Below are 18,837 nucleotides of genomic sequence, written 5' to 3' on the forward strand. Positions count from 1 at the left end.
GCTGTGAACCTCATTTACTTAAACCCCATTTATTTAAAACCCATGGTCTGTCGGGCAAATTGGTTGCGCACTGGGGCAACATGATCCAGCCCCAACAACGCCAAACTACGCACTGCGGTTAGCGGCCATAATTGGTTAGAGAAGCCGCGCACCAAGCCGTCGGTCAGGCCAATAATGGCGCGGTAATCGGCTTCGCGGCGCTGCCAGTACGCGGCTACGTTGGCATAACTTCCGGCATCAGCACCCGCACCGGGACCGGTGGCAGCGCCTGCATCGGGACCAGCGTCAACGCCCGCAGCAGAACCAGCACCAACAGTGGAAGTAGCGCCAGCGCTTACGCCCGCAGTTAAGCTATCGCGCAGCGCAATGGCATCGCGCACGCCAAGGTTAAAGCCCTGCCCAGCAATGGGGTGCAAGGTGTGCGAGGCGTTGCCAATCAGCAGCGCGCGGTGAGCGGTGCTGTGCTCTGCTAAATGCAGTTGCAGCGGGTACTGGGCGCGCTGCTCAATGCCGGTAAACAGCCCAGCGCGATAGCCAAAGGCTTGCTGGCACTGGCGCACAAAGCTGGCTTCATCAGCTTGTTGCAGCTGCTCGGCCTCAGCGGGGCTGACGCTCCACACCAAACTGGCGCGGTTATTGGTCATCGGTAGCAGGGCAATGGGCCCGGTGTCTGTGAAGCGCTCGTAAGCCCAACCGTTGAGGCTATTCTGCAGATGCAAAATGCCGACAATACCCACTTGCTGATAATCAGTGCTGGTGGTGTGAATACCGAGTTGGCTGCGCACTTCGGAGCGCTGGCCGTCGGCACCCACTAGCAGTTGCGTGTGCAGCTGCTTGGTGTCGCCGTGTTGCTCATACACCACCTCGCGGTAATCGCGCTCAGCGCTGGTGCTGATAAAACGCGCGCCGCTGTGCCAGACAATATTGGCCTGCTGTTCACACGCCTGATACAGGGTTTGGTTTAATAACGCCGCGGCAATCACTTGCCCTAAGGCCGGTACGCCATGTTGCTGAGCATGCAGGCGGGTCATGCCCAGTTGCTGGCGATCACTAACATGAATGTGCTCAATGCCGCAGCCGTGTTCGGCCAGTTCGGCCCACAGCCCATGTTGCTGCAATAACGCCACCGTCGCCGCCGCTAAGGCAATCACCCGCTGGTCTTGCGCTGGGCCTTGCTCGTTGGGCTCCAGCACATGAATCTGCCACTGTGGCCGCGCGCGCGCCAACAGCAACGCCGCTAGCGCACCCACTAAGCCGCCGCCACTAATAACTATCGGCACAGTCAAATGCGGCGCAGGTTGCTGCGTGGCGGTTAGCTGCGCATCCATTGCTCTATCTCAGCGATGGTTTTCGGCACTGCGGCGGTGAGGTTGTCGCAGCCGTTAGCGGTGATCAGAATGTCATCTTCAATACGAATGCCAATACCCTGCCAGCGCGCATCCACATCGCTCAGCCCGCGCGGGATATAAATACCCGGCTCGATGGTCAGCACCATGCCCGGCTCCAGCACCCGCTTGCTACCGTTGACTTCATAGGTGCCGACATCGTGCACGTCTAGCCCCAGCCAGTGGCCCAAGCCGTGAATAAAGAAGCGTTTGTGGCTGGCTTGCTCAAGGTTGTCTTCAAGGCTGCCGGTTAAAATCCCCAGCGCCAGCAAACCCTCGGTGATAGCGCGGGCGGCGGCTTGTTGGGCGTGCAGCAAGGTATTACCTGGGCGTAATTCAGCCAAAGCGGCTAGCTGCGCGTTGAGTACCACCTCGTACAAGGCGGCTTGATCGGCGCTAAAGCGGCCATTGACCGGGAAGGTGCGGGTGATATCGCCGGCATAACCGTGAAATTCAGCGCCGGCGTCAATCAGCACCAGCTCGCCATCCACTAATGCGGCGCTATTTTCGGTGTAATGCAAAATGCAGGCGTTGTCGCCGCCACCCACGATAGTGCCGTAGGCTGGGCCCGATGCACCGTGAAAAGCAAAATGGTAATGCAGTTCAGCGGCTAACTGATATTCGAAAAGGCCCGGTTTGCAGGCCTTCATGGCACGTTTGTGGGCCTCGGCAGAAATGCTGCAAGCCTGACGCATCAGAGCAATTTCAGCGGCGCTTTTGTACAGTCTCTGCTGCGCCATAAAGCCGCTTAAATCGCTGTAGCGGGCGGCGCCTTGGTAACCGGATTTCGGCCGCCGCATGCTGGCGCCAAATTGCTGTAGCAGATCGGCGAGGTCGGTGTCGTCAAACAGATAAAACACCGTTTCTACGCCATCTAGCAGCTCGGTGAGTTGCTCCAGATCATCGTCGTAGCTGTAGGCTTGGTCCATGCCCAGCGCTTCGGCGGCAGCATCAACGCCCAAGCGGCGGCCATGCCAGACCTCAGCATGGGGGTCGCTGGGTTGCACAAAAATTTGCTGCGGCGCCGCGCTATCGGGGCGCAACACCAACAAGGCGTTGGGCTCGTTAAAGCCGGTCAGGTAGTAAAAGTCGCTGTGCTGGCGATAGGGGTAGTCGGTGTCGCGGCTGCGTTGCCGTTCCGGGTTAGCGGCCAGAACTGCAGCAGCGGGCTGGGGCTGCGCCGCCAAAAAGGCTAACAAATTAGCGCGGCGGGCGGCAAATTCTGCTGGGCTTATCGACTCCACGGGGTGCTACTCCATCACAACAGGGGTATTGAAAAATTAATGCAAGGTTTTGCCAGTTTTGCAGTCGCCACTGGCCTGCTCGCCCACTTCGCAAAAGCACATGATGGCCGACACCCGCAGATATTCGACAATTTCAAAGTAGGCGCGGTCGGCGTCATTGTCGTCTTCTACACTGAAATCCAGCTTGGCCAGCTCAACCATGTCATCAATGGCTTCGCGCACATCGTCCGAAAAACCGGCTAAATTGCTCTGATTGACGCCAAAGCCCACTAAAAACGACTGCACCCAATCAATCATGGCCTGTAAGCGCTCTTCAATGGGTTGCTGATCTTCCGGCAGCATCAGCTGAAAATTCATATCCGGATCACGCAAAGCGCCATCAATGTTTTGCGTTAACTGCTCCAGTTTATTACGCACAGCAGGCGGAAAAGATTGCCCTTCGTGCAGTAAATCGCTGAGTAGCGCCAGCCAATGCTCGCTGCTAGGGCTCGCGCCACCGGCCAGCATGCCGCACAATGTACCATGCACTTCAGCGGCATTGGGCAGTAAGCCGTGTTGCAGCAGAAATTGGTTGAGCCGATCAAAGTTATCGACTGTCGCTTCAGGATGGGTTGGGTCGGCCATTGGCTCGCTCTCGTTAAAAGTGATGCTGGTCAAAAGTGATGCTCGCCATACTATCATTGCAAGCCTGCTCAGGCTAGCTGACAAAGCCATCACAGACGTGTCATAATAGCCAGCAGACGCCAACGACTAGAACGCAAAAGGGTCACCGCATGACACAGCGCAGCATCGATATCCGCCTGATGGATCGCCAATACAAGGTCAATTGCCCGGCGGACCAAGAAGCAGCCTTACTGGCGGCGGCGTCACGATTAAATGACAAAGTGAAGCAAATTACCGGCGGTACGCGCTTGTCGCACCCCGAGCAAATTGCGGTCATGGCAGCCTTGAATTTGTGTCACGAGGCGGCCCAACAACATGCTGAACAACAGCAACGCATCGCTGAATTAGAAGAAAAAATAAAATTGCTACAGGCCACCCTAGAACAGGTGATGACTGAGCAACGGCCAGGGCGTTAATAGAAGTTTGTAGTTATGATTGCCTGGGATGTTCGCCAGCAACGCTGATGTCCCTGAGCCGATAACGTCATACCCAGGGGCTCATTGGGCGGCTATTGAGCATGCTCGACTTGTATCGAGAAGCCTGCGGTCGAACACTTGCGCCCCGCCTTGAACCAAAGGGTTCAAGGGCTAAGGCACGCAGCGGCATCCCGGGTGATCACCCTTTATTTTGAGCTTCAGCCTGTTTGGCTTGCTCGACCAGCATGCGCACATCCAGCAGCAGTTCATCCACCGGGTAGACAATGCCGTCTTTGATGGTGTAGCGAATGCCTTTGGTGCGCATTGGCTTGTTGTTTTCGTCCAATTGGTAATGGCCGGTGCCGTACAGCACTTTGAAGTTGCGCAGTGGGTTTTCGCGCACAATCACCAAGTCGGCTTTTTTGCCCGGAATAACACTGCCAATCTCATGATCCAAGCCCAGCGCTTCGGCGCCGTTTAAGGTAGCAGCCTGAATCACTTCATAGGCGTTAAAGCCGGCTTCACGCAAAAGTTCTAGCTCGCGAATATAGCCAAAGCCGTAAATCTTATAGATGTAGCCTGAGTCTGACCCAGTTGTGACGCGCCCGCCATGGTTTTTATAGTCGTTTAAGAACGCCATCCATTTGCTGAAATTGTGCCGCCACGCTACTTCGTGATCGGTGGTCCAATCGAACCAGTAGCTGCCGTGCGCATAGCGGCTGGGGGTGAAGAACTCCCATAATGTCGGCAAGGTGTATTCGTCGTGCCAAATGGCGCGTTGTTCACGCATTAGGTCACGGCTGGCTTCGTAAATGGTCAGCGTGGGGTTGATGGTGAAATCCAACGCGATCAGGCGGTCACGTACTTCAGCCCATTTTTCGCTGTCTTGCTCGGCGGCTTGCGCCCACAGTTGGCCGGCTTCGCCAAAACGGTCTTGCTCGTTGTTGTAATTGTACTCCGGTGAGTAATTTTGCAGGGTTTGCCCGGTAAACATGGCTTCTGGCAGGCCGTACCAATGCTCCATAGTCACTAAGCCGCGCTCGGCAGAATCTAGCGCGTTCATGTTCATGACGTTGAGCTGAGCGTGGTGCATCATGGTGCCGAGGCCTTGCTTTTTGGCTTCATCGAGCGCCGCTTCCATCACCCGTTTGCTGGCGCCGAAGAATTTAATACCTGAGGCGCCCTGCTTCTTAATATCACGCACCCAAGCGCGGGCTTGGTCGGCACCAAAAATTGGCTCATCGGCGCCTTGGCCAAAACCCACGTACGGAATAATGCGCGGTGACACAATAGTGTTGTTCTCAGCGCGTTGCTGGTGCCACTGCACCCAGTCTAAGCCGTTAAAGCTGCCCGGTTCGCGCACTGTGGTGATGCCGTGCGCCAGCCATAGTTTCAGCACATATTCGGCGGGGATATTGTCGGCGGAGCCACCAATGTGGCCGTGCATGTCAATAAAGCCTGGCAAAATGAAATGGCCGGTTACGTCAATTTCGCGGTCGCCCTTTTGCGCCACCGGGCGGCCTTGCTCTTTAATCGGTACGCCAGGGTGGCCCACGCTCACCACCGCGACAATACGGTCTTGCTCAATGACAATATCCACTGGGCCTTGTGCTGGGGCGCCTTCGCCATTCACCAAGGTACCGCCGCGCAGAATCAAGCGCTTGAACGGGCCATCGCCCTGATCGCCACGGGGCGGGGCTTTAGGTGGTGGTGCCGCACTTACGGCCGTGGCCAAAGTGACTGAGAACAGCAGTGTCATCAACCTAGTCAGTGAACGAGCAGTCATGATATAACCAGCCTTATATAGCGATAGTGAGATACGTTTCAGCAAGGATAACAGCGTGATGCAAGCACAGCAATGGCGGCAGCAGCTCAAGCAGCAACGCCAAGCACTCAGCAGCGATGAGCGTAACCACGCTGGGCTGCAGGTAGCCAAGCGGCTACAGGCCTTGGCGGAATTTCAGCAGGCACAGCTGATTGCCAGCTACGCCAGCTTTGGCGGCGAGCTGCCGACCTGTGCTATTCATCAGCAACTGGGCGCAGCGCAACGGCTGGCGTTACCGGTGTTGCACCCGGTGGTGGCTAAGCATCTGCTATTTCTAGAAATCACCGATGCTACGGTTTGGCAGCAAAACCGCTACGGCATTAATGAGCCGGAATTGCGCTGTGACCGCGTGGTGCCACTGACGCAACTGCAGATCATGCTGGTGCCGTTAGTGGGCTTTGGCCCGAATGGTCAGCGCTTGGGCATGGGTGGCGGCTATTACGACCGCACGCTCTCCGGCAACCTGTCGGCATGGCAACGCGGTGAGTTGCCGCGGCTGCTGACCATTGGTTTAGGCTACGATTTTCAGTACTGCGAGGGGCTGGTGCAACAGCCCTGGGATGTGCCCTTGCAACTGGTGGTAACGCCCAGCAAGGTGTGGGATTTTAGCCGCTAAACTGGTACACTGACCAGCCATAGCCCACCCACTAGGAAACCGGCATGGCCACCCCACAATCGCACGCAGATCAACTCAAAGCTCAGGCTGCTCAAGCCGCCCTCAAATTCGTTCAAGAAGGCCAAATTGTTGGCGTTGGCACGGGCTCCACGGTGAACTTTTTTATTGAAGCGCTGGCGAGCATGAAGCATGACATTGCTGGTGCGGTCTCCAGCTCAGAAGCCTCCACTGCGCGGCTAAAAGCCCACGGTATTGAAGTACACGAGCTGAACAACGTCAGTGATTTGCCGGTGTACATTGATGGTGCCGATGAAATTGATGCGCACCTGCGCATGGTCAAAGGCGGCGGCGGCGCGCTTACCCGCGAGAAAATCATTGCCGCGGTGGCGCAAAAGTTTGTCTGTATTGCCGATAGTTCCAAGCAAGTGGGCCGCTTGGGTGGCTTTCCGGTGCCGGTTGAAGTGATCCCCATGGCGCGCTCTTATGTGGCACGGCAAATTGTTCAGCTTGGCGGCGACCCGGTGTGGCGCCAGGGCTTTGTCACCGACAATGGCAACCTTATTCTGGATATTCACAATTTCGATATCCTCGACCCGGTGCAATTAGAGCAACAACTGAATAATATTGTCGGTGTTGTGACCAATGGTTTGTTCGCCCAGCGTGGCGCCAATATCGCCCTCATTGCCAGCCCAGATGGCATCATTCAGTTAGGTAAATAATTTAGGTGAGTAAACATGAATAAGGTGTCATTAGCCAAAGATCGTATCCAAATTCTGTTGCTTGAAGGCGTGCACGAAAGCGCCGTTGAAGTGTTTCAACAGCAAGGCTATGACAACATTGAGTACGTCAAAACCTCGCTTAGCGAAGACGAACTCTGTGAACGCATCAAAGATGTGCATTTTCTCGGTATTCGCTCACGCACCCAACTGACTGCTAAGGTGTTTGCTGCGGCGAATAAGCTTAATGCGGTTGGCTGTTTTTGCATTGGCACCAACCAGGTTGATTTAGCCGCCGCGCGTGAACATGGCGTGGTGGTGTTTAACGCGCCGTTTTCCAATACCCGCAGTGTGGCGGAGCTGGTGCTAGCAGAAATCATCATGCTACTGCGTAAAGTGCCGCAAAAGAACGCCGCCGCGCACCGTGGTGGCTGGGACAAAGCCGCTACTGGTTGTTTTGAAGCGCGAGGCAAAGTGCTCGGCATTGTTGGTTACGGCCACATTGGTAGCCAGCTCAGCGTCTTGGCCGAGCAACTGGGTATGCGCGTGCGCTACTACGATATTGAAACTAAGTTAAGCCTGGGTAATGCCAGCCAAGTACGTAGCCTCAATGAACTGTTGAAGCAGGCCGATGTGGTGACCTTGCATGTGCCGGAAACGCCGCAAACTCAGTGGATGATTGGCGCAGCGCAACTGCAGCAGATGAAAGCCGGCAGTATTCTCATTAACGCCTCGCGCGGCAGTGTGGTGGTGATTGAGGCGCTAGCTGAGGCGCTGCGTAACGGCCATTTAGGCGGCGCGGCCATTGACGTATTCCCGCATGAACCGGCCGGTAACGACGAGCTGTTTGAGTCCGCCCTGCGCGGTATCGATAACTGTATTTTGACCCCGCACATTGGCGGCTCTACCCAAGAAGCGCAGGAAAATATCGGCATTGAAGTAGCCAGCAAGCTGGTGCATTACTCCGATAACGGCTCCACTCTATCGGCGGTGAATTTTCCGGAAGTATCCCTACCGGCCCATCAAGGTTCACGACGCTTATTGCACATTCATGAGAATCGCCCAGGCATGCTCACGCGCATTAACCAAGTGCTGGCCGATGCTGATATCAACGTGTCGGGTCAGTATCTGCAGACCGATACCAAGGTGGGCTATGTGGTGATTGATATTGAGGCGCCGGAGCGTACCCATCACGCCGACCAATTGCTGCTGGCGTTGCGAGATATCCCCGGCACTATTCGGGCGCGTATTCTTTACTAAATGGCAAAAAAATGGGCGCTGTTAGCGCCCACCTTTCACGGTTTGTTCCATCGATTCCGCCGATACGTGGCGGACATCTTTGCCTTTGACAAAGAAGATGATGTATTCGGCGATGTTCTGGCAACGGTCGCCAATACGCTCCAGTGAGCGCGCTGACCACAGTACGTTCATGACTTTTGGAATACCGCGTGGATCTTCCATCATGTAGGTCATCAACTGACGGGTTAATGCTTCGTATTGACGGTCGGCTTGGGCATCCATCTGGTGCACTTCAAAGGCTGAATCGAGATCCATACGGGCGAAGGCATCGAGTACGCCATGCAGCATGGTCAGTACCAGCTGACCAAGATTCTCCAAGTTCAACAAAAACTCTTGTTGGTCTTTATTGAAGCTCTCGAGTGCCACTTTGGCGATACGCTCAGCTTCATCACCAATACGCTCCAAATCGGAGATGGTTTTGAAAATGGCGATGATCAGGCGCAAGTCGCTGGCGGCTGGCTGGCGCTTAGCGATGATCTGCACACAGGCTTCATCAATTTGCACTTCGAGCGCGTTGATTTTGGTATCACGACGCAAGATCTGTTCGGCCAATTCATGGTCCGATTTTTCAATGGCGTAGAGTGAATCGCGCAATTGCTGCTCGACCAACCCACCCATAGTAAGTACCTGGTTACGGACCGCTTCTAATTCGTCATTGAACTTGCCGGAAATATGCCGGCTCATGGTTGGCTTATCCACGTTTGGCTCCTATTAACCGTAACGGCCGGTAATGTAATCTTCAGTTTGCTTCTTGTCTGGGGTAGTGAACAAGCTATTGGTATCCGCATACTCAATCAACTTACCCATGTACATGAAGGCAGTTTGGTCAGAAACCCGCGCTGCTTGCTGCATGTTGTGGGTAACAATCACCACGGTGTACTTGCTTTTCAGCTCAGTAATCAGCTCTTCAATGGTCAAGGTTGAGATTGGGTCAAGGGCTGAGGTTGGCTCATCCAATAACAACACTTCTGGCTCAATGGCGATAGCACGGGCAATCACCAAACGCTGTTGCTGACCACCTGAGAGGCCAAAGGCACTGGCGTTTAAGCGGTCTTTGACTTCGTCCCACAGCGCCGCACCTTTGAGTGAACGCTCTACCACTTCATCTAGCGTACGCCGGTCGTTGACGCCCTGCAAGCGCATGCCATACACCACGTTCTCATAAATAGACTTAGGGAACGGGTTCGGGCGCTGGAATACCATGCCCACTTGACGGCGCAGTGACGCGGCGTCCACATCTTTGTCGTAAATATTTTTGTCATGCAGCAAGATCTGGCCGCTGACTTTACAAATCTCAACCAAGTCATTCATGCGGTTGATACAACGCAACAGCGTTGATTTACCGCAGCCTGATGGGCCGATAAAGGCGGTCACGCGATTCTTCGGGATCTTCATTGAGATATCGTAAAGGGCCTGAGCGCTGCCGTAATGCAGGTTCAAATCGCGGATCTCTAACGCGGTTTGCTCAGCGCTTAAGTTGGCTAGATCCAATGCTTCTGCTTGTAAATTGCTCGGAGTTACCGAAATCATAGTCATGACCTTTTCATGTCAACGAAGTAATTAGTGCTCAAGCGAGCGGTATTTTTCGCGCAAGTGGTTGCGCACGCCAATGGCGGTTAGGTTCAACCCAACAATCACCGTCACCAATAAGAATGAGGTGGCGTACACTAACGGCCGCGCGGCTTCTACGTTCGGGCTCTGGAAGCCGACATCATAAATGTGGAAGCCTAAGTGCATAAATTTGCGATCTAAATGGAAGTACGGGAAGTTACCATCCACCGGCAACATCGGCGCCGACTTCACCACGCCCACCAGCATCAGCGGTGCTACTTCACCGGCTGCACGGGCTACCGCCAAAATCAATCCGGTCATAATAGCCGGTGATGCCATGGGCAGAATGATGCGCCATAGCGTTTCGGCTTTGGTGGCGCCCAAGGCCAAGCTACCTTCACGTAAGGTACTTGGAATACGCGACAAGCCTTCTTCGGTGGAAACAATCACCACTGGCAGGGTCAAAATCGCCAAGGTAATAGCTGACCACATCACCCCCGGGGTACCAAAGGTTGGGCTTGGCAAACCTTCTGGATAGAAGATTTGGTCAAGCGTGCCACCCACCATATACACAAAGAAGCCTAAGCCGAATACCCCGTACACAATAGACGGCACACCCGCTAAGTTGATTACAGCAATACGGATGATACGGGTAATGGCGTTTTTACCGGCGTATTCATGCAGGTAAATAGCGGCGATCACACCAAATGGGGTGACAATAACCGACATCAGTAAGACCATGAACACGGTACCAAAAATGGCTGGGAACACCCCGCCTTCGGTATTGGCTTCACGCGGATTCTCGGTCACAAACTTACCGATTTGCTTGAAGAAGTGCCCGACTTTGCTGAATACGCCCATGTCATTGGGGAAGGTAATATCCAACACCCGATACATCGGTAGCGTCACTTCAACACCGCGCATGTCGCGCACTACCAGCGAGTCGCGGCTAGCTTCTTCACGATAGGCAAAGAGCTGTTGCTCGAGCACCTGGTAGTCATCACGCAATTGCTGCTCGCCGGCTTCAATACGCGCTATTTCGCTGTCGGTCAGTTCGCCTTTGAGCTCTAAGGCACGGCGCTCAAGCCGATAGCGGTTGAGTTGGAAGTTAATGGCACCGATGTCGCTTTGTTGCAGATCAGCGGCTTTTTCGTTGAGTTCTACCGCGCGCTCAATGCGCTGCTGAATATCGGCACGCAAATCGGTGCTTGCTACCCGCTCACCATTTTCTAATAGGTGCAACGGATAGCCGTAGAAGTTGCCATCTTTGCTGCGCTCAACCACGGCTAAAGTATCCGGCGTTTCGTCGCGAACGATTTGCGGCTCCATCACCCACATGAAATCCAGCGGCACGAACTCACGGTTACCGACTTTCAGCAACACTCGCGTTAGCGTTTCTTCGTCGTAGCCATCCAGCACTACGCCCGACTCACGCAGCCGCTGCATAGGTATTTCTTCGCTGTCGTAGATTTCACCAATAATGACTTGGCTGCTGCCGTCGTTAGCACGCACTTCGAATTCGTGAATCGCCGCTGGCCAGAAGAATGACAGCCCGCGCCAGGCAATCATGGCCATCACGCCAAGTACCGCGATCAAGCTGATGCTCACCGAGCCCGCTGTCAGCCAAATCCAAGGTGCACCTGATTTAAACCAATTTCTCATGGACATCCTCTCGCTTACATCGAGCTATATTTTTCACGTAACCGTTGACGGACAAGCTCCGCCAGCGTGTTAAACATGAAGGTGAAAACGAATAACACAAAAGCTGCTAGGAACAAGATGCGATAGTGCGAGCTGCCTACTTCAGACTCAGGCATTTCAACGGCAATGTTGGCCGACAAGGTACGCATACCTTCAAAGATGTTCCAGTCCATGATGGGCGTGTTACCGGTCGCCATCAATACGATCATGGTTTCACCGACAGCGCGGCCTAGGCCCATCATCACCGCCGAGAAAATACCCGGGCTGGCGGTCAATAGCACCACTTTAGTCAGCGTCTGCCAGGTGGTCGCACCTAGGGCTAACGAGCCATTCGACAGATGCTTCGGTACACTGAATACCGCATCTTCGGCAATCGAGAAAATGGTTGGGATCACCGCAAAGCCCATGGCGATACCGACAATCAGCGAGTTACGTTGATCAAAGGTGATGCCCAACTCGTTGGTGATGTATTCGCGCACGTTGCCACCAAACCATGCGTTTTCTACCCATGGCGATAGCTCAAACGCGAACCAGCCGACCAGAATCACCAGCGGAATCAAAATAAGCGCTGCGCGGCCATCGGTAAATTGGTTGCGCAGGTTGGTTGGCAAGCGGCTCGCTAATAGGGCGAACAGCACAATGGCGAGCGGCACCAGAATAATCACCGCAACAATTCCGGGCAGATAACTCTCGACGATTGGTGCTAACCACAGGCCGGCAAGGAAACCCAAGATAACCGTCGGCAGCGCTTCCATAATTTCAACCGTCGGCTTGACCACTTTACGCACCCCAGGTGACATAAAGTAGGCGGTGTACACCGCCGCAGCCAAACCAATAGGAACCGCAAATAACATAGCGTAAGCCGCGGCCTTGATGGTGCCGAATGAAATCGGTACTAAGCTGAATTTTGGCTCAAAGTCGTCTGAACCTGAGGTAGACTGCCAAGTGTATTGCGGATCAGGGTAGCCTTCGTACCACACTTCTTGCCACAAGCCGCTCCAGCTTACTTCTGGGTGTTCGTTCTCTAGCTTAAAGCTGTGGTAGCCGCTGTCGTTGCGTACCAACATAGTGTTGGCGCGGGGGTCAATGACGAGCTGCTCAGCACTGACCTGCTCGGGTTTATCGAGGTATAAATCGGCTTGTGAGGTAGTGTGGAAAACGCCCACCGTGCCATCAGCCGATACCGTATAAAAGGTGCGGCGGAAGTATTCGGCAATGATTTCGTCAACTGCTGCTGAACCGGCTTTGAAATCACGGATGAACTGATAACGGCGACCATCATCACCGGCTACTTCAAACCATTGGGTGATGCTACCGCTGCTATGCCCAAGCATCAGCGAGTTAGCGCCGGCTAGCAGTTTCATCACGGTGATATCGCCAAACTTGCGTTTGTCGGTGCTGAGCACTTGGCGTTCAGTGACCTTGCCACTCGTGCTGACATCTAACACGGTAACGCGGTTGCCGTGGCGGACAAATACTTGGCGTAAATTTGGCGTCACCAACACGTTATCAATAGGCGAGGTCATTGGCAGTTCGGTGAAGCGCGATTTCATTTCTACCGCACCACTTAAGAAGTTGCGCGATGCCTGAAGTAGGTTCACCAGCAGCAGATTATCGGCGGTAACACCGACCAACAACGCTGAATCACCCGAGTATTCATAGGCTAATTGATTGACTGTGCGACCTTGTGGGTCGAGTACTAATGGTTGTTCCAGATCTTCAAGTACTGAACGTGGGTTAGTGAAGCGCTGGCCATTGATAAATTGACTGCGAAATTTCGGTGCTACGACCTGCACTAAACCGCCCTCTAAGGCGTAGGCATAGCGTTTGTTCTGTGGTTGCGTGGCAGCAAAAGCCGTTGGCGCTGTGGCGGTCAGTTGCTCTTGCAACAGCACATCGCCCGGCTGCCAATTGGTACCCGTGGCTGGCTGCAAGGCAAAGAAGGTAATTTCACCGCCCGCTGTGAGCTGAAAGCCAATTTCCGACTGTTCTTCCATGCCCATGGCCACCACTTCAGTGCTTGCAGGCACTTGAAACTGGTGCTTACCCTCAACGGATACGCCGCGGAATATCGGCTCTACCACATAGAGTAAATAGAAGAAAATCAGCAGTAGCGCGATAAGCACCATGCCGCCACCCAGGGTTACCCCTACGCGTGCGGCGCGGTCTTTAAACAGACGCATATTGCTGGCTCCCAAACTAGAACGAGTTGGTGCGCTCATCAATGCCTCGAGTCAATGTCAGACAGACGGTTAATGTCGATGCGACAAGTATAGTCGGGAATTATGACAGTAATGTTACAGTTCTGTCATATTTGTCACGCCACGGCGATTTGTTGCTGTGTTTGCCATGAAATTTCCGGCGCTTGAACCGCGCTGATATGCTGCTGTTGCAGCATCCACATGACCAACCGCGATTGCCCAATACCTCCACCTATTGTGGCTGGCAATTGGCCACTGAGCAAGCGTTGGTGCCATGGCTGGGTTAATATACTCTGGCATTGCTGCAGTGCGCATTGGCGCCGCAACGCCTGCGCATCAACGCGAATCCCCATCGACGATAGCTCCAGCGCATCAGCGAGGCCTGGGTGCCATACCAGTAGGTCACCGTTTAAGCCAGCGCCCGCTAGTTCAGTGCTGGTGCTCCAGTCATCATAATCAGGGGCACGGCCATCATGGCGCGAGCCATCACTGAGCAAGCCACCAATACCAATCACAAACACTACTTTATGCTGTTCAGTGATGGCCTGTTCGCGTTGCTTGGCGGTTAGCTGAGGGTAGCGCTGACGTAAGCTTTCACTGTCAATGAAGTACACCTGAGCCGGTAGGCTTGGCAGCAAATCTGCTGGATCACCAAGTGCGCTCAGGGTATCTAATAGCGCCCGATAAATTTGCTGTACCCGCTGTTGTAGGGTGGCGATGGTGCGCTGTTCAGCGTCAATGACCTGCTCCCAATCCCATTGCTCAACCAACACCGAGTGGCGTTCGCTTAAGCGCTCTTCATCGGGCCGCAAGGCGCGCATTTGCGCCACTATGCCTTGGCCAACTTGGGCTTGGTAGTCGGCCAACAGGGCGCGTTTCCATTTCGCCAACGAGTGCACTACTTCGTGACGCTCGCCATTGCTACGAATGGCAAACTGCACCGCTTGTTCGCTGCCCGATAAGGTATCTTGCATGCCGCTACCTATAGCTAGGCTAAGCGGTGCTTGCACTTCAATCAATTGCAACCGCTGACACAAGGCGTGAGTGAATAGTTGCTTGGCATGAGCAACCTGTTGTTGGGTGATAAAGAATGATTGCATGGCGTACTCCAAGAGCTTGATTAGTTTGAAATGGTTTAGGTAGCCATCATTCAATGAATGCAACGCCAATATCAATAGCGTCAATCAATTTTAGCTTTTAGTGATTTTATATTTACAATAAACGCCGATTTGATTAAATTTTATCTAAATATTAATAGGTTTTTCGGAGATTGCTTCAATGATCGATAATTTAGACCGACAGATTCTTCAGCATTTGCAGCAAAATGCCCGGCAATCTTATGCCGAAATTGCCAAACAACATCAGGTGAGCCCAGCTACTATTCACGTGCGGGTGGAGAAAATGCGCCAAGCCGGCATCATCATCGGTGCCAAGTTGACCGTTGATCCGCGCAAGCTGGGCTACGATGTTTGTTGCTTTATTGGCATTACCCTCGCCCGCGCTGGCGATTACCCGCGTGCTCTGGCGCAGCTCAAAGCCCTACCGGAAGTGCTCGAAGCGCACTACACCACCGGCCAATACAGCATCTTTATCAAAGTGATGGTGCGCTCCATTGATGACCTGCAACGTCTGCTGATTGAACGCATCCAGCCTATTGACGAAATCCAAGCCACTGAAACCTTGATCTCACTGCAACAACCCATCCTGCGCGATGTCGCACCTTGATGAACAGACATTAAAGGGTAAGCGGATTAAATGGTTGATCTTACCTTTGCATGAGAGTGAGACAGACCGGCATCTCATCGGATTATCTGGTTGATGCTTCACCTACTGCTGGTGCATGTTTCCTTCGCTAATTCCAGCAAGAACCCCACACGCCTCAACTTCCCGGTCATCGTTGCAACTCGCTCTCAGTGAAACGAGTTGTTTCTCAAGCGCTTGCAGAGCGGTTATCTGCGACCGCACATGAGAGATGTGATCATCGAGCAAGGCGTTGACGGCGGTACAAGGCTGATGAGGGTCGTCCTGATAGCTCTGTAGTTCGTGAATCTCAGCCAGTGACAGGCCCAGGATTCTGCAGCGACGGATGAAGGCCAGCCCCTCACCATGCTTCTCGGTATAGACACGGTAACCGTTGTCCTGCCGATCAGGCGGCGGCAACAAGCCCTGCTGTTCATAGAAGCGGATCGTCTGTGTTTCGACCCCTACCAACTGCGCCAACTGACCAATGCGCATCAGCCTCCTCCCCAACGGATTCTTTACTCTATTGACCTTATAGTAGCTTTATAGTTTAAAATGGTACCACAACATTGTTCAAGTGGAGTCGTATCATGAGCAAATCCTGTGGTGGCGCCTGTGGCGGTGATGCAACGTCCGCAGCGGATACCGATATACAAGCCTCCTCCGAGGCGCCAGGGAGATGGGTCAGTGTTTATGCCGTGCCGAAGATGGACTGTCCATCAGAAGAACGAATGATTCGCCTAGCCCTGAACGGCTTTGAGGAGATTCGGGCGCTGTCCTTCGACTTGTCGAACCGCCGGCTGAAGGTCGTGCATGACGGCGAGGTCGAGCCCGTCACCTCGAAACTGAAGACCTTGGGGCTAGGCGCCTCGCTTCAGGAAACCGTCGCTGCAAATCCGGAGACCATCAAGGCCGCCGAGTTTTCGGCAGCTTCTGCTAAGCAAGAATCCTGGACCCTGCGCTGGTTGCTCGGTATCAATGCACTTCTGTTCGTGGTGGAAATGACTGCCGGTCTGATGGCTCAGTCAACTGGCCTCATTGCAGAGTCCCTGGACAATTTTGCTGATGCGGCAGTGTACGGACTCGCTCTTTATGCGGTTGGACATAGCGTGAAAATGCAGGTACGTGCCGCGCATCTTGCTGGTGTACTGCAACTGATCTTGGCTGTGGGCGTGCTCGTAGAGGTGGTGAGACGCTTTGTATTCGGTAGTGAGCCTGAATCGCTGGTGATGATGGCTATCGCATTCGTCGCATTGATTGCCAATACCAGTTGTCTGCTGCTCATATCCAAACATCGGGAAGGCGGGGCGCACATGAAGGCAAGCTGGATATTCTCGGCCAACGACGTGGTGATCAACCTGGGGGTCATCACCGCCGGCGCCCTGGTCGCGTGGACCGGTTCCAATTATCCGGATCTGATTATCGGCACCATCGCGGGGGGCATTGTACTTAACGGTGCCAGACGCATTTTGGCGTTGAAGGGTTAAATAATGCTCATTATTGGCAAAAAGCTCTCGCCGTATGCCCTATTGTCCATATCGGGCCTGCTGGCAGCGTCTGATCAGGCTGTAAAGTGGCTGGTGCAGCAATCAATGGCCTATGGCGAGTATGTTTCGGTGACCCCGTTCTTTAACTGGGTGCACCTATGGAACACCGGTGCCGCATTCAGTCTTTTTGCGAATGGTGGAGGCTGGCAGCGCTACTTTTTTATCGGAATCGCGGTAGTGGTCTCGATTTTTCTGATCAAGCTGATCCTTGAAAATCGTCATAAAGGAGAAGCCATCGCTTACAGTCTTATCCTCGGTGGCGCCATGGGCAACCTGATTGACCGGGTCTTTCGCGGCTATGTTGTGGATTCCTTTGATTTCTATTGGCGAGACTGGCATTGGCCGGCCTTCAACCTGGCTGATATTGCAATTGTCCTCGGTGCCTTACTGTTCGTTTCCAGCAGCTTGTTGGGTAAAAAAGCAAACACCAATGCCGAGTCGGATGGATCTGACTGACACTGCGGCTGCATGAGTACGTGGAGAAGGAATCCTTCAACCACCCCTACACCTTTGTGGCGGCACAGACCGGCCTGGACGATAAGACGGTGCGCGACATCTTCAACGCCCGCGCCGAGTTCCTGGGGCGCTGGCACCGCTTCGAGACGCCCCGCATCCTGGGCATTGACGAGCTATACCTGAACAAGCGCTACCGCTGCATTCTGACCAACATTGAGGAGCGAACCCTGCTCGACCTGCTGGCCACCCGCCGCCAGGACGTGGTGACCAACTACCTGATGAAGCTGAAAGACCGGCAGAAGGTCGAGATCGTCAGCATGGACATGTGGAACCCCTACCGGGCAGCGGTCAAGGCTGTGCTGCCCCAGGCCCGTATCGTGGTCGATAAGTTCCATGTGGTGCGCATGGCCAACGATGCCCTAGAGAGAGTGCGCAAGGGCCTCAGAAAGGAGCTGAAACCGTCCCAGAGCCGGACTGGAAAATCCTGCTGAAACGCGCTCACGAAGTCTCAGACCGGGAGCGCCTCATCATGGAGACCTGGACAGGCGCGTTCCCGCAACTGCTGGCCGCCTACGAGCACAAGGAGCGCTTCTACGGCATCTGGGACGCCACCACACGGCTCCAGGCAGAAGCCGCCCTGGACGAGTGGATAGCCACCATCCCGAAGGGCCAAAAGGAAGTCTGGAGCGATCTGGTCAGGGCAGTGGGAAACTGGCGCGAAGAGACCATGACCTACTTCGAGACGGACATGCCCGTCACCAACGCTTACACGGGGTCCATCAACCGACTGGCCAAGGACAAGAACCGTGAAGGGCGCGGTTACTCCTTCGAGGTGATGCGGGCACGAATGCTCTACACCACGAAGCACAAGAAGAAGGCACCGACTGCGAAGGTCTCTCCTTTCTACAAGAAAACCATCGGTTACGGACTGCCGGACTTCGCAGAGGAACTCAACTACGGAGTCGATCTATCAACCATCTGAGGGTGGTATCAGATTGATGGGGTGAAGGTGCCCCATCAACCATTAAATCCGTATACCCAAAAAAATTAAACATGAGTACCAAATCAGTATGCGCTCAGCCATGGAGGCTGAACAAGTCAATGATTTAGACAATGCGTTTAAGTCTCTTGAAAGAGCGCATATTTTAGGGCAGAGATATTTTATACCGCACATAGCGACGCACTGGCAGATGTTACGAATTGGGCTTAAACGCAATGATAATCGCGAGGTTATTGGTCAGATCGTCCGTTTGATAGCAACGGTTCCGGGTTTTATATTTGGTTGGGTTCCAAGGGGAAATCCTGGAGGCGCGAATATCTCTGCTTTAAAGCCAGTGCCCTTGCCAGCTGACTTGCAACCCTTGCTAGCTGACAGCCCCATTTGGCGGGACGTCTTAATACGCCTGACTATTTACGCGGTTATCGTTTTAATCGTATTAGCATAAACACCCATACTATTGCCAAAACGTTCTTCGCT

18 protein-coding genes, 1 other RNA gene and 1 pseudogene are annotated in these 18,837 nt (G+C 53.9%); 10 read left to right on the forward strand and 10 right to left on the reverse strand.

Annotation, left to right across the window (positions count from 1 at the left end):
• Positions 1–29: 29 nt before the first annotated feature.
• The 3 genes from EFO84_RS07915 to EFO84_RS07925 are packed head-to-tail and all read right to left on the reverse strand — an operon-like array spanning position 30 to position 3,253.
• Entirely contained in the window at positions 30–1,328 is a 1,299-nt protein-coding gene (locus EFO84_RS07915) for an FAD-dependent monooxygenase (RefSeq protein WP_127347525.1), read from the reverse strand.
• Positions 1,313–2,629: a Xaa-Pro aminopeptidase gene (pepP, locus tag EFO84_RS07920; RefSeq protein WP_127347526.1), complete on the reverse strand. Its 1,317-nt coding sequence runs from the start codon at positions 2,627–2,629 to the stop codon at positions 1,313–1,315. The genes EFO84_RS07915 and pepP overlap by 16 nt, the downstream gene beginning before the upstream one ends.
• Positions 2,630–2,665: 36 nt before the next feature.
• On the reverse strand, positions 2,666–3,253 hold the full coding sequence (locus EFO84_RS07925) for a UPF0149 family protein (RefSeq protein ID WP_127347555.1): 588 nt from the start codon (positions 3,251–3,253) through the stop codon (positions 2,666–2,668).
• Positions 3,254–3,402: 149 nt separating this feature from the next.
• On the opposite strand from EFO84_RS07925, the gene EFO84_RS07930 reads away from it, so the two are divergent.
• Together EFO84_RS07930 and ssrS are read left to right on the forward strand one after the other, a co-directional pair.
• Positions 3,403–3,708, forward strand: coding sequence for a cell division protein ZapA (locus tag EFO84_RS07930; protein WP_127347527.1), 306 nt, complete (start codon positions 3,403–3,405; stop codon positions 3,706–3,708).
• A gap of 17 nt (positions 3,709–3,725) precedes the next feature.
• Positions 3,726–3,910, forward strand: a non-coding RNA gene (ssrS, locus tag EFO84_RS07935) — 6S RNA.
• On the opposite strand, the gene EFO84_RS07940 is transcribed toward ssrS, so the two are convergent.
• The gene (locus tag EFO84_RS07940) at positions 3,908–5,494 is read right to left on the reverse strand and encodes an amidohydrolase family protein (protein ID WP_127347528.1); all 1,587 of its coding nucleotides are present in this window, start codon (positions 5,492–5,494) and stop codon (positions 3,908–3,910) included. The genes ssrS and EFO84_RS07940 overlap by 3 nt on opposite strands.
• Positions 5,495–5,552: 58 nt before the next feature.
• Here EFO84_RS07940 and EFO84_RS07945 point away from each other — a divergent pair, with 58 nt between their 5' ends.
• Genes EFO84_RS07945 through serA form a run of 3 tightly spaced genes read left to right on the forward strand, consistent with a single transcriptional unit; the run spans position 5,553 to position 8,125 of the window.
• A complete protein-coding gene (locus tag EFO84_RS07945) occupies positions 5,553–6,149 on the forward strand; it encodes a 5-formyltetrahydrofolate cyclo-ligase (protein WP_127347556.1) in 597 nt (198 codons plus the stop codon).
• A gap of 44 nt (positions 6,150–6,193) precedes the next feature.
• The gene (rpiA, locus tag EFO84_RS07950; protein WP_127347529.1) at positions 6,194–6,868 is read left to right on the forward strand and encodes a ribose-5-phosphate isomerase RpiA; all 675 of its coding nucleotides are present in this window, start codon (positions 6,194–6,196) and stop codon (positions 6,866–6,868) included.
• A 15-nt stretch (positions 6,869–6,883) separates the two neighbouring features.
• On the forward strand, positions 6,884–8,125 hold the full coding sequence (gene serA, locus EFO84_RS07955) for a phosphoglycerate dehydrogenase (RefSeq protein WP_127347530.1): 1,242 nt from the start codon (positions 6,884–6,886) through the stop codon (positions 8,123–8,125).
• A 21-nt stretch (positions 8,126–8,146) separates the two neighbouring features.
• Here serA and phoU read toward each other — a convergent pair whose 3' ends face one another.
• The 5 genes from phoU to asnA all read right to left on the reverse strand — a co-directional run bounded on the left by phoU (position 8,147) and on the right by asnA (position 14,717).
• A complete protein-coding gene (gene phoU, locus EFO84_RS07960; protein WP_127347557.1) occupies positions 8,147–8,848 on the reverse strand; it encodes a phosphate signaling complex protein PhoU in 702 nt (233 codons plus the stop codon).
• 27 nt (positions 8,849–8,875) lie between these two features.
• Positions 8,876–9,694, reverse strand: a complete 819-nt coding sequence (gene pstB / locus EFO84_RS07965; protein ID WP_127347531.1) for a phosphate ABC transporter ATP-binding protein PstB — start codon at positions 9,692–9,694, stop codon at positions 8,876–8,878.
• A gap of 30 nt (positions 9,695–9,724) precedes the next feature.
• Positions 9,725–11,377, reverse strand: coding sequence for a phosphate ABC transporter permease PstA (gene pstA, locus EFO84_RS07970; protein ID WP_127347532.1), 1,653 nt, complete (start codon positions 11,375–11,377; stop codon positions 9,725–9,727).
• Between the two features lie 14 nt (positions 11,378–11,391).
• The gene (locus EFO84_RS07975; protein WP_431355325.1) at positions 11,392–13,641 is read right to left on the reverse strand and encodes an ABC transporter permease subunit; all 2,250 of its coding nucleotides are present in this window, start codon (positions 13,639–13,641) and stop codon (positions 11,392–11,394) included.
• A gap of 92 nt (positions 13,642–13,733) precedes the next feature.
• On the reverse strand, positions 13,734–14,717 hold the full coding sequence (gene asnA, locus EFO84_RS07980) for an aspartate--ammonia ligase (protein ID WP_127347534.1): 984 nt from the start codon (positions 14,715–14,717) through the stop codon (positions 13,734–13,736).
• Positions 14,718–14,895: 178 nt separating this feature from the next.
• Here asnA and asnC point away from each other — a divergent pair, with 178 nt between their 5' ends.
• Positions 14,896–15,342: a transcriptional regulator AsnC gene (asnC, locus tag EFO84_RS07985; protein ID WP_127347535.1), complete on the forward strand. Its 447-nt coding sequence runs from the start codon at positions 14,896–14,898 to the stop codon at positions 15,340–15,342.
• Between the two features lie 102 nt (positions 15,343–15,444).
• Here asnC and cadR read toward each other — a convergent pair whose 3' ends face one another.
• Entirely contained in the window at positions 15,445–15,852 is a 408-nt protein-coding gene (gene cadR, locus EFO84_RS07990; RefSeq protein ID WP_004364961.1) for a Cd(II)/Pb(II)-responsive transcriptional regulator, read from the reverse strand.
• A gap of 95 nt (positions 15,853–15,947) precedes the next feature.
• Here cadR and EFO84_RS07995 point away from each other — a divergent pair, with 95 nt between their 5' ends.
• From EFO84_RS07995 to EFO84_RS08015, 4 genes and pseudogenes are all read left to right on the forward strand, one after another.
• A complete protein-coding gene (locus EFO84_RS07995; RefSeq protein ID WP_127347536.1) occupies positions 15,948–16,844 on the forward strand; it encodes a cation efflux transmembrane domain-containing protein in 897 nt (298 codons plus the stop codon).
• Between the two features lie 3 nt (positions 16,845–16,847).
• Positions 16,848–17,360: a signal peptidase II gene (gene lspA / locus EFO84_RS08000; RefSeq protein ID WP_003821921.1), complete on the forward strand. Its 513-nt coding sequence runs from the start codon at positions 16,848–16,850 to the stop codon at positions 17,358–17,360.
• Positions 17,357–18,342: pseudogene (locus tag EFO84_RS08005) on the forward strand (ISL3 family transposase); the annotation flags it as partial. The gene lspA and the pseudogene EFO84_RS08005, both read left to right, overlap by 4 nt.
• Positions 18,343–18,406: 64 nt before the next feature.
• Complete coding sequence (locus tag EFO84_RS08015; protein ID WP_276317316.1) at positions 18,407–18,805, forward strand: DUF3703 domain-containing protein; 399 nt, start codon at positions 18,407–18,409, stop codon at positions 18,803–18,805.
• Positions 18,806–18,837: the final 32 nt, after the last annotated feature.

Source organism: Pseudidiomarina mangrovi, assembly GCF_003999375.1.
Lineage (GTDB): Bacteria > Pseudomonadota > Gammaproteobacteria > Enterobacterales > Alteromonadaceae > Pseudidiomarina > Pseudidiomarina mangrovi.

Excerpts from the sequence above, each read along its gene's own strand:
- EFO84_RS07930 (WP_127347527.1), top strand. The coding sequence starts at position 3,403 with ATGACACAGCGCAGCATCGATATCCGCCTGATGGATCGCCAATACAAG.
- cadR (WP_004364961.1), bottom strand. The coding sequence starts at position 15,852 with ATGCGCATTGGTCAGTTGGCGCAGTTGGTAGGGGTCGAAACACAGACG.
- asnC (WP_127347535.1), top strand. The coding sequence starts at position 14,896 with ATGATCGATAATTTAGACCGACAGATTCTTCAGCATTTGCAGCAAAAT.
- EFO84_RS07995 (WP_127347536.1), top strand. The coding sequence starts at position 15,948 with ATGAGCAAATCCTGTGGTGGCGCCTGTGGCGGTGATGCAACGTCCGCA.
- asnA (WP_127347534.1), bottom strand. The coding sequence starts at position 14,717 with ATGCAATCATTCTTTATCACCCAACAACAGGTTGCTCATGCCAAGCAA.
- EFO84_RS07915 (WP_127347525.1), bottom strand. The coding sequence starts at position 1,328 with ATGGATGCGCAGCTAACCGCCACGCAGCAACCTGCGCCGCATTTGACT.
- pstA (WP_127347532.1), bottom strand. The coding sequence starts at position 11,377 with ATGAGAAATTGGTTTAAATCAGGTGCACCTTGGATTTGGCTGACAGCG.
- pstB (WP_127347531.1), bottom strand. The coding sequence starts at position 9,694 with ATGATTTCGGTAACTCCGAGCAATTTACAAGCAGAAGCATTGGATCTA.
- EFO84_RS07945 (WP_127347556.1), top strand. The coding sequence starts at position 5,553 with ATGCAAGCACAGCAATGGCGGCAGCAGCTCAAGCAGCAACGCCAAGCA.
- rpiA (WP_127347529.1), top strand. The coding sequence starts at position 6,194 with ATGGCCACCCCACAATCGCACGCAGATCAACTCAAAGCTCAGGCTGCT.
- EFO84_RS07940 (WP_127347528.1), bottom strand. The coding sequence starts at position 5,494 with ATGACTGCTCGTTCACTGACTAGGTTGATGACACTGCTGTTCTCAGTC.
- phoU (WP_127347557.1), bottom strand. The coding sequence starts at position 8,848 with ATGAGCCGGCATATTTCCGGCAAGTTCAATGACGAATTAGAAGCGGTC.
- serA (WP_127347530.1), top strand. The coding sequence starts at position 6,884 with ATGAATAAGGTGTCATTAGCCAAAGATCGTATCCAAATTCTGTTGCTT.
- EFO84_RS07925 (WP_127347555.1), bottom strand. The coding sequence starts at position 3,253 with ATGGCCGACCCAACCCATCCTGAAGCGACAGTCGATAACTTTGATCGG.
- lspA (WP_003821921.1), top strand. The coding sequence starts at position 16,848 with ATGCTCATTATTGGCAAAAAGCTCTCGCCGTATGCCCTATTGTCCATA.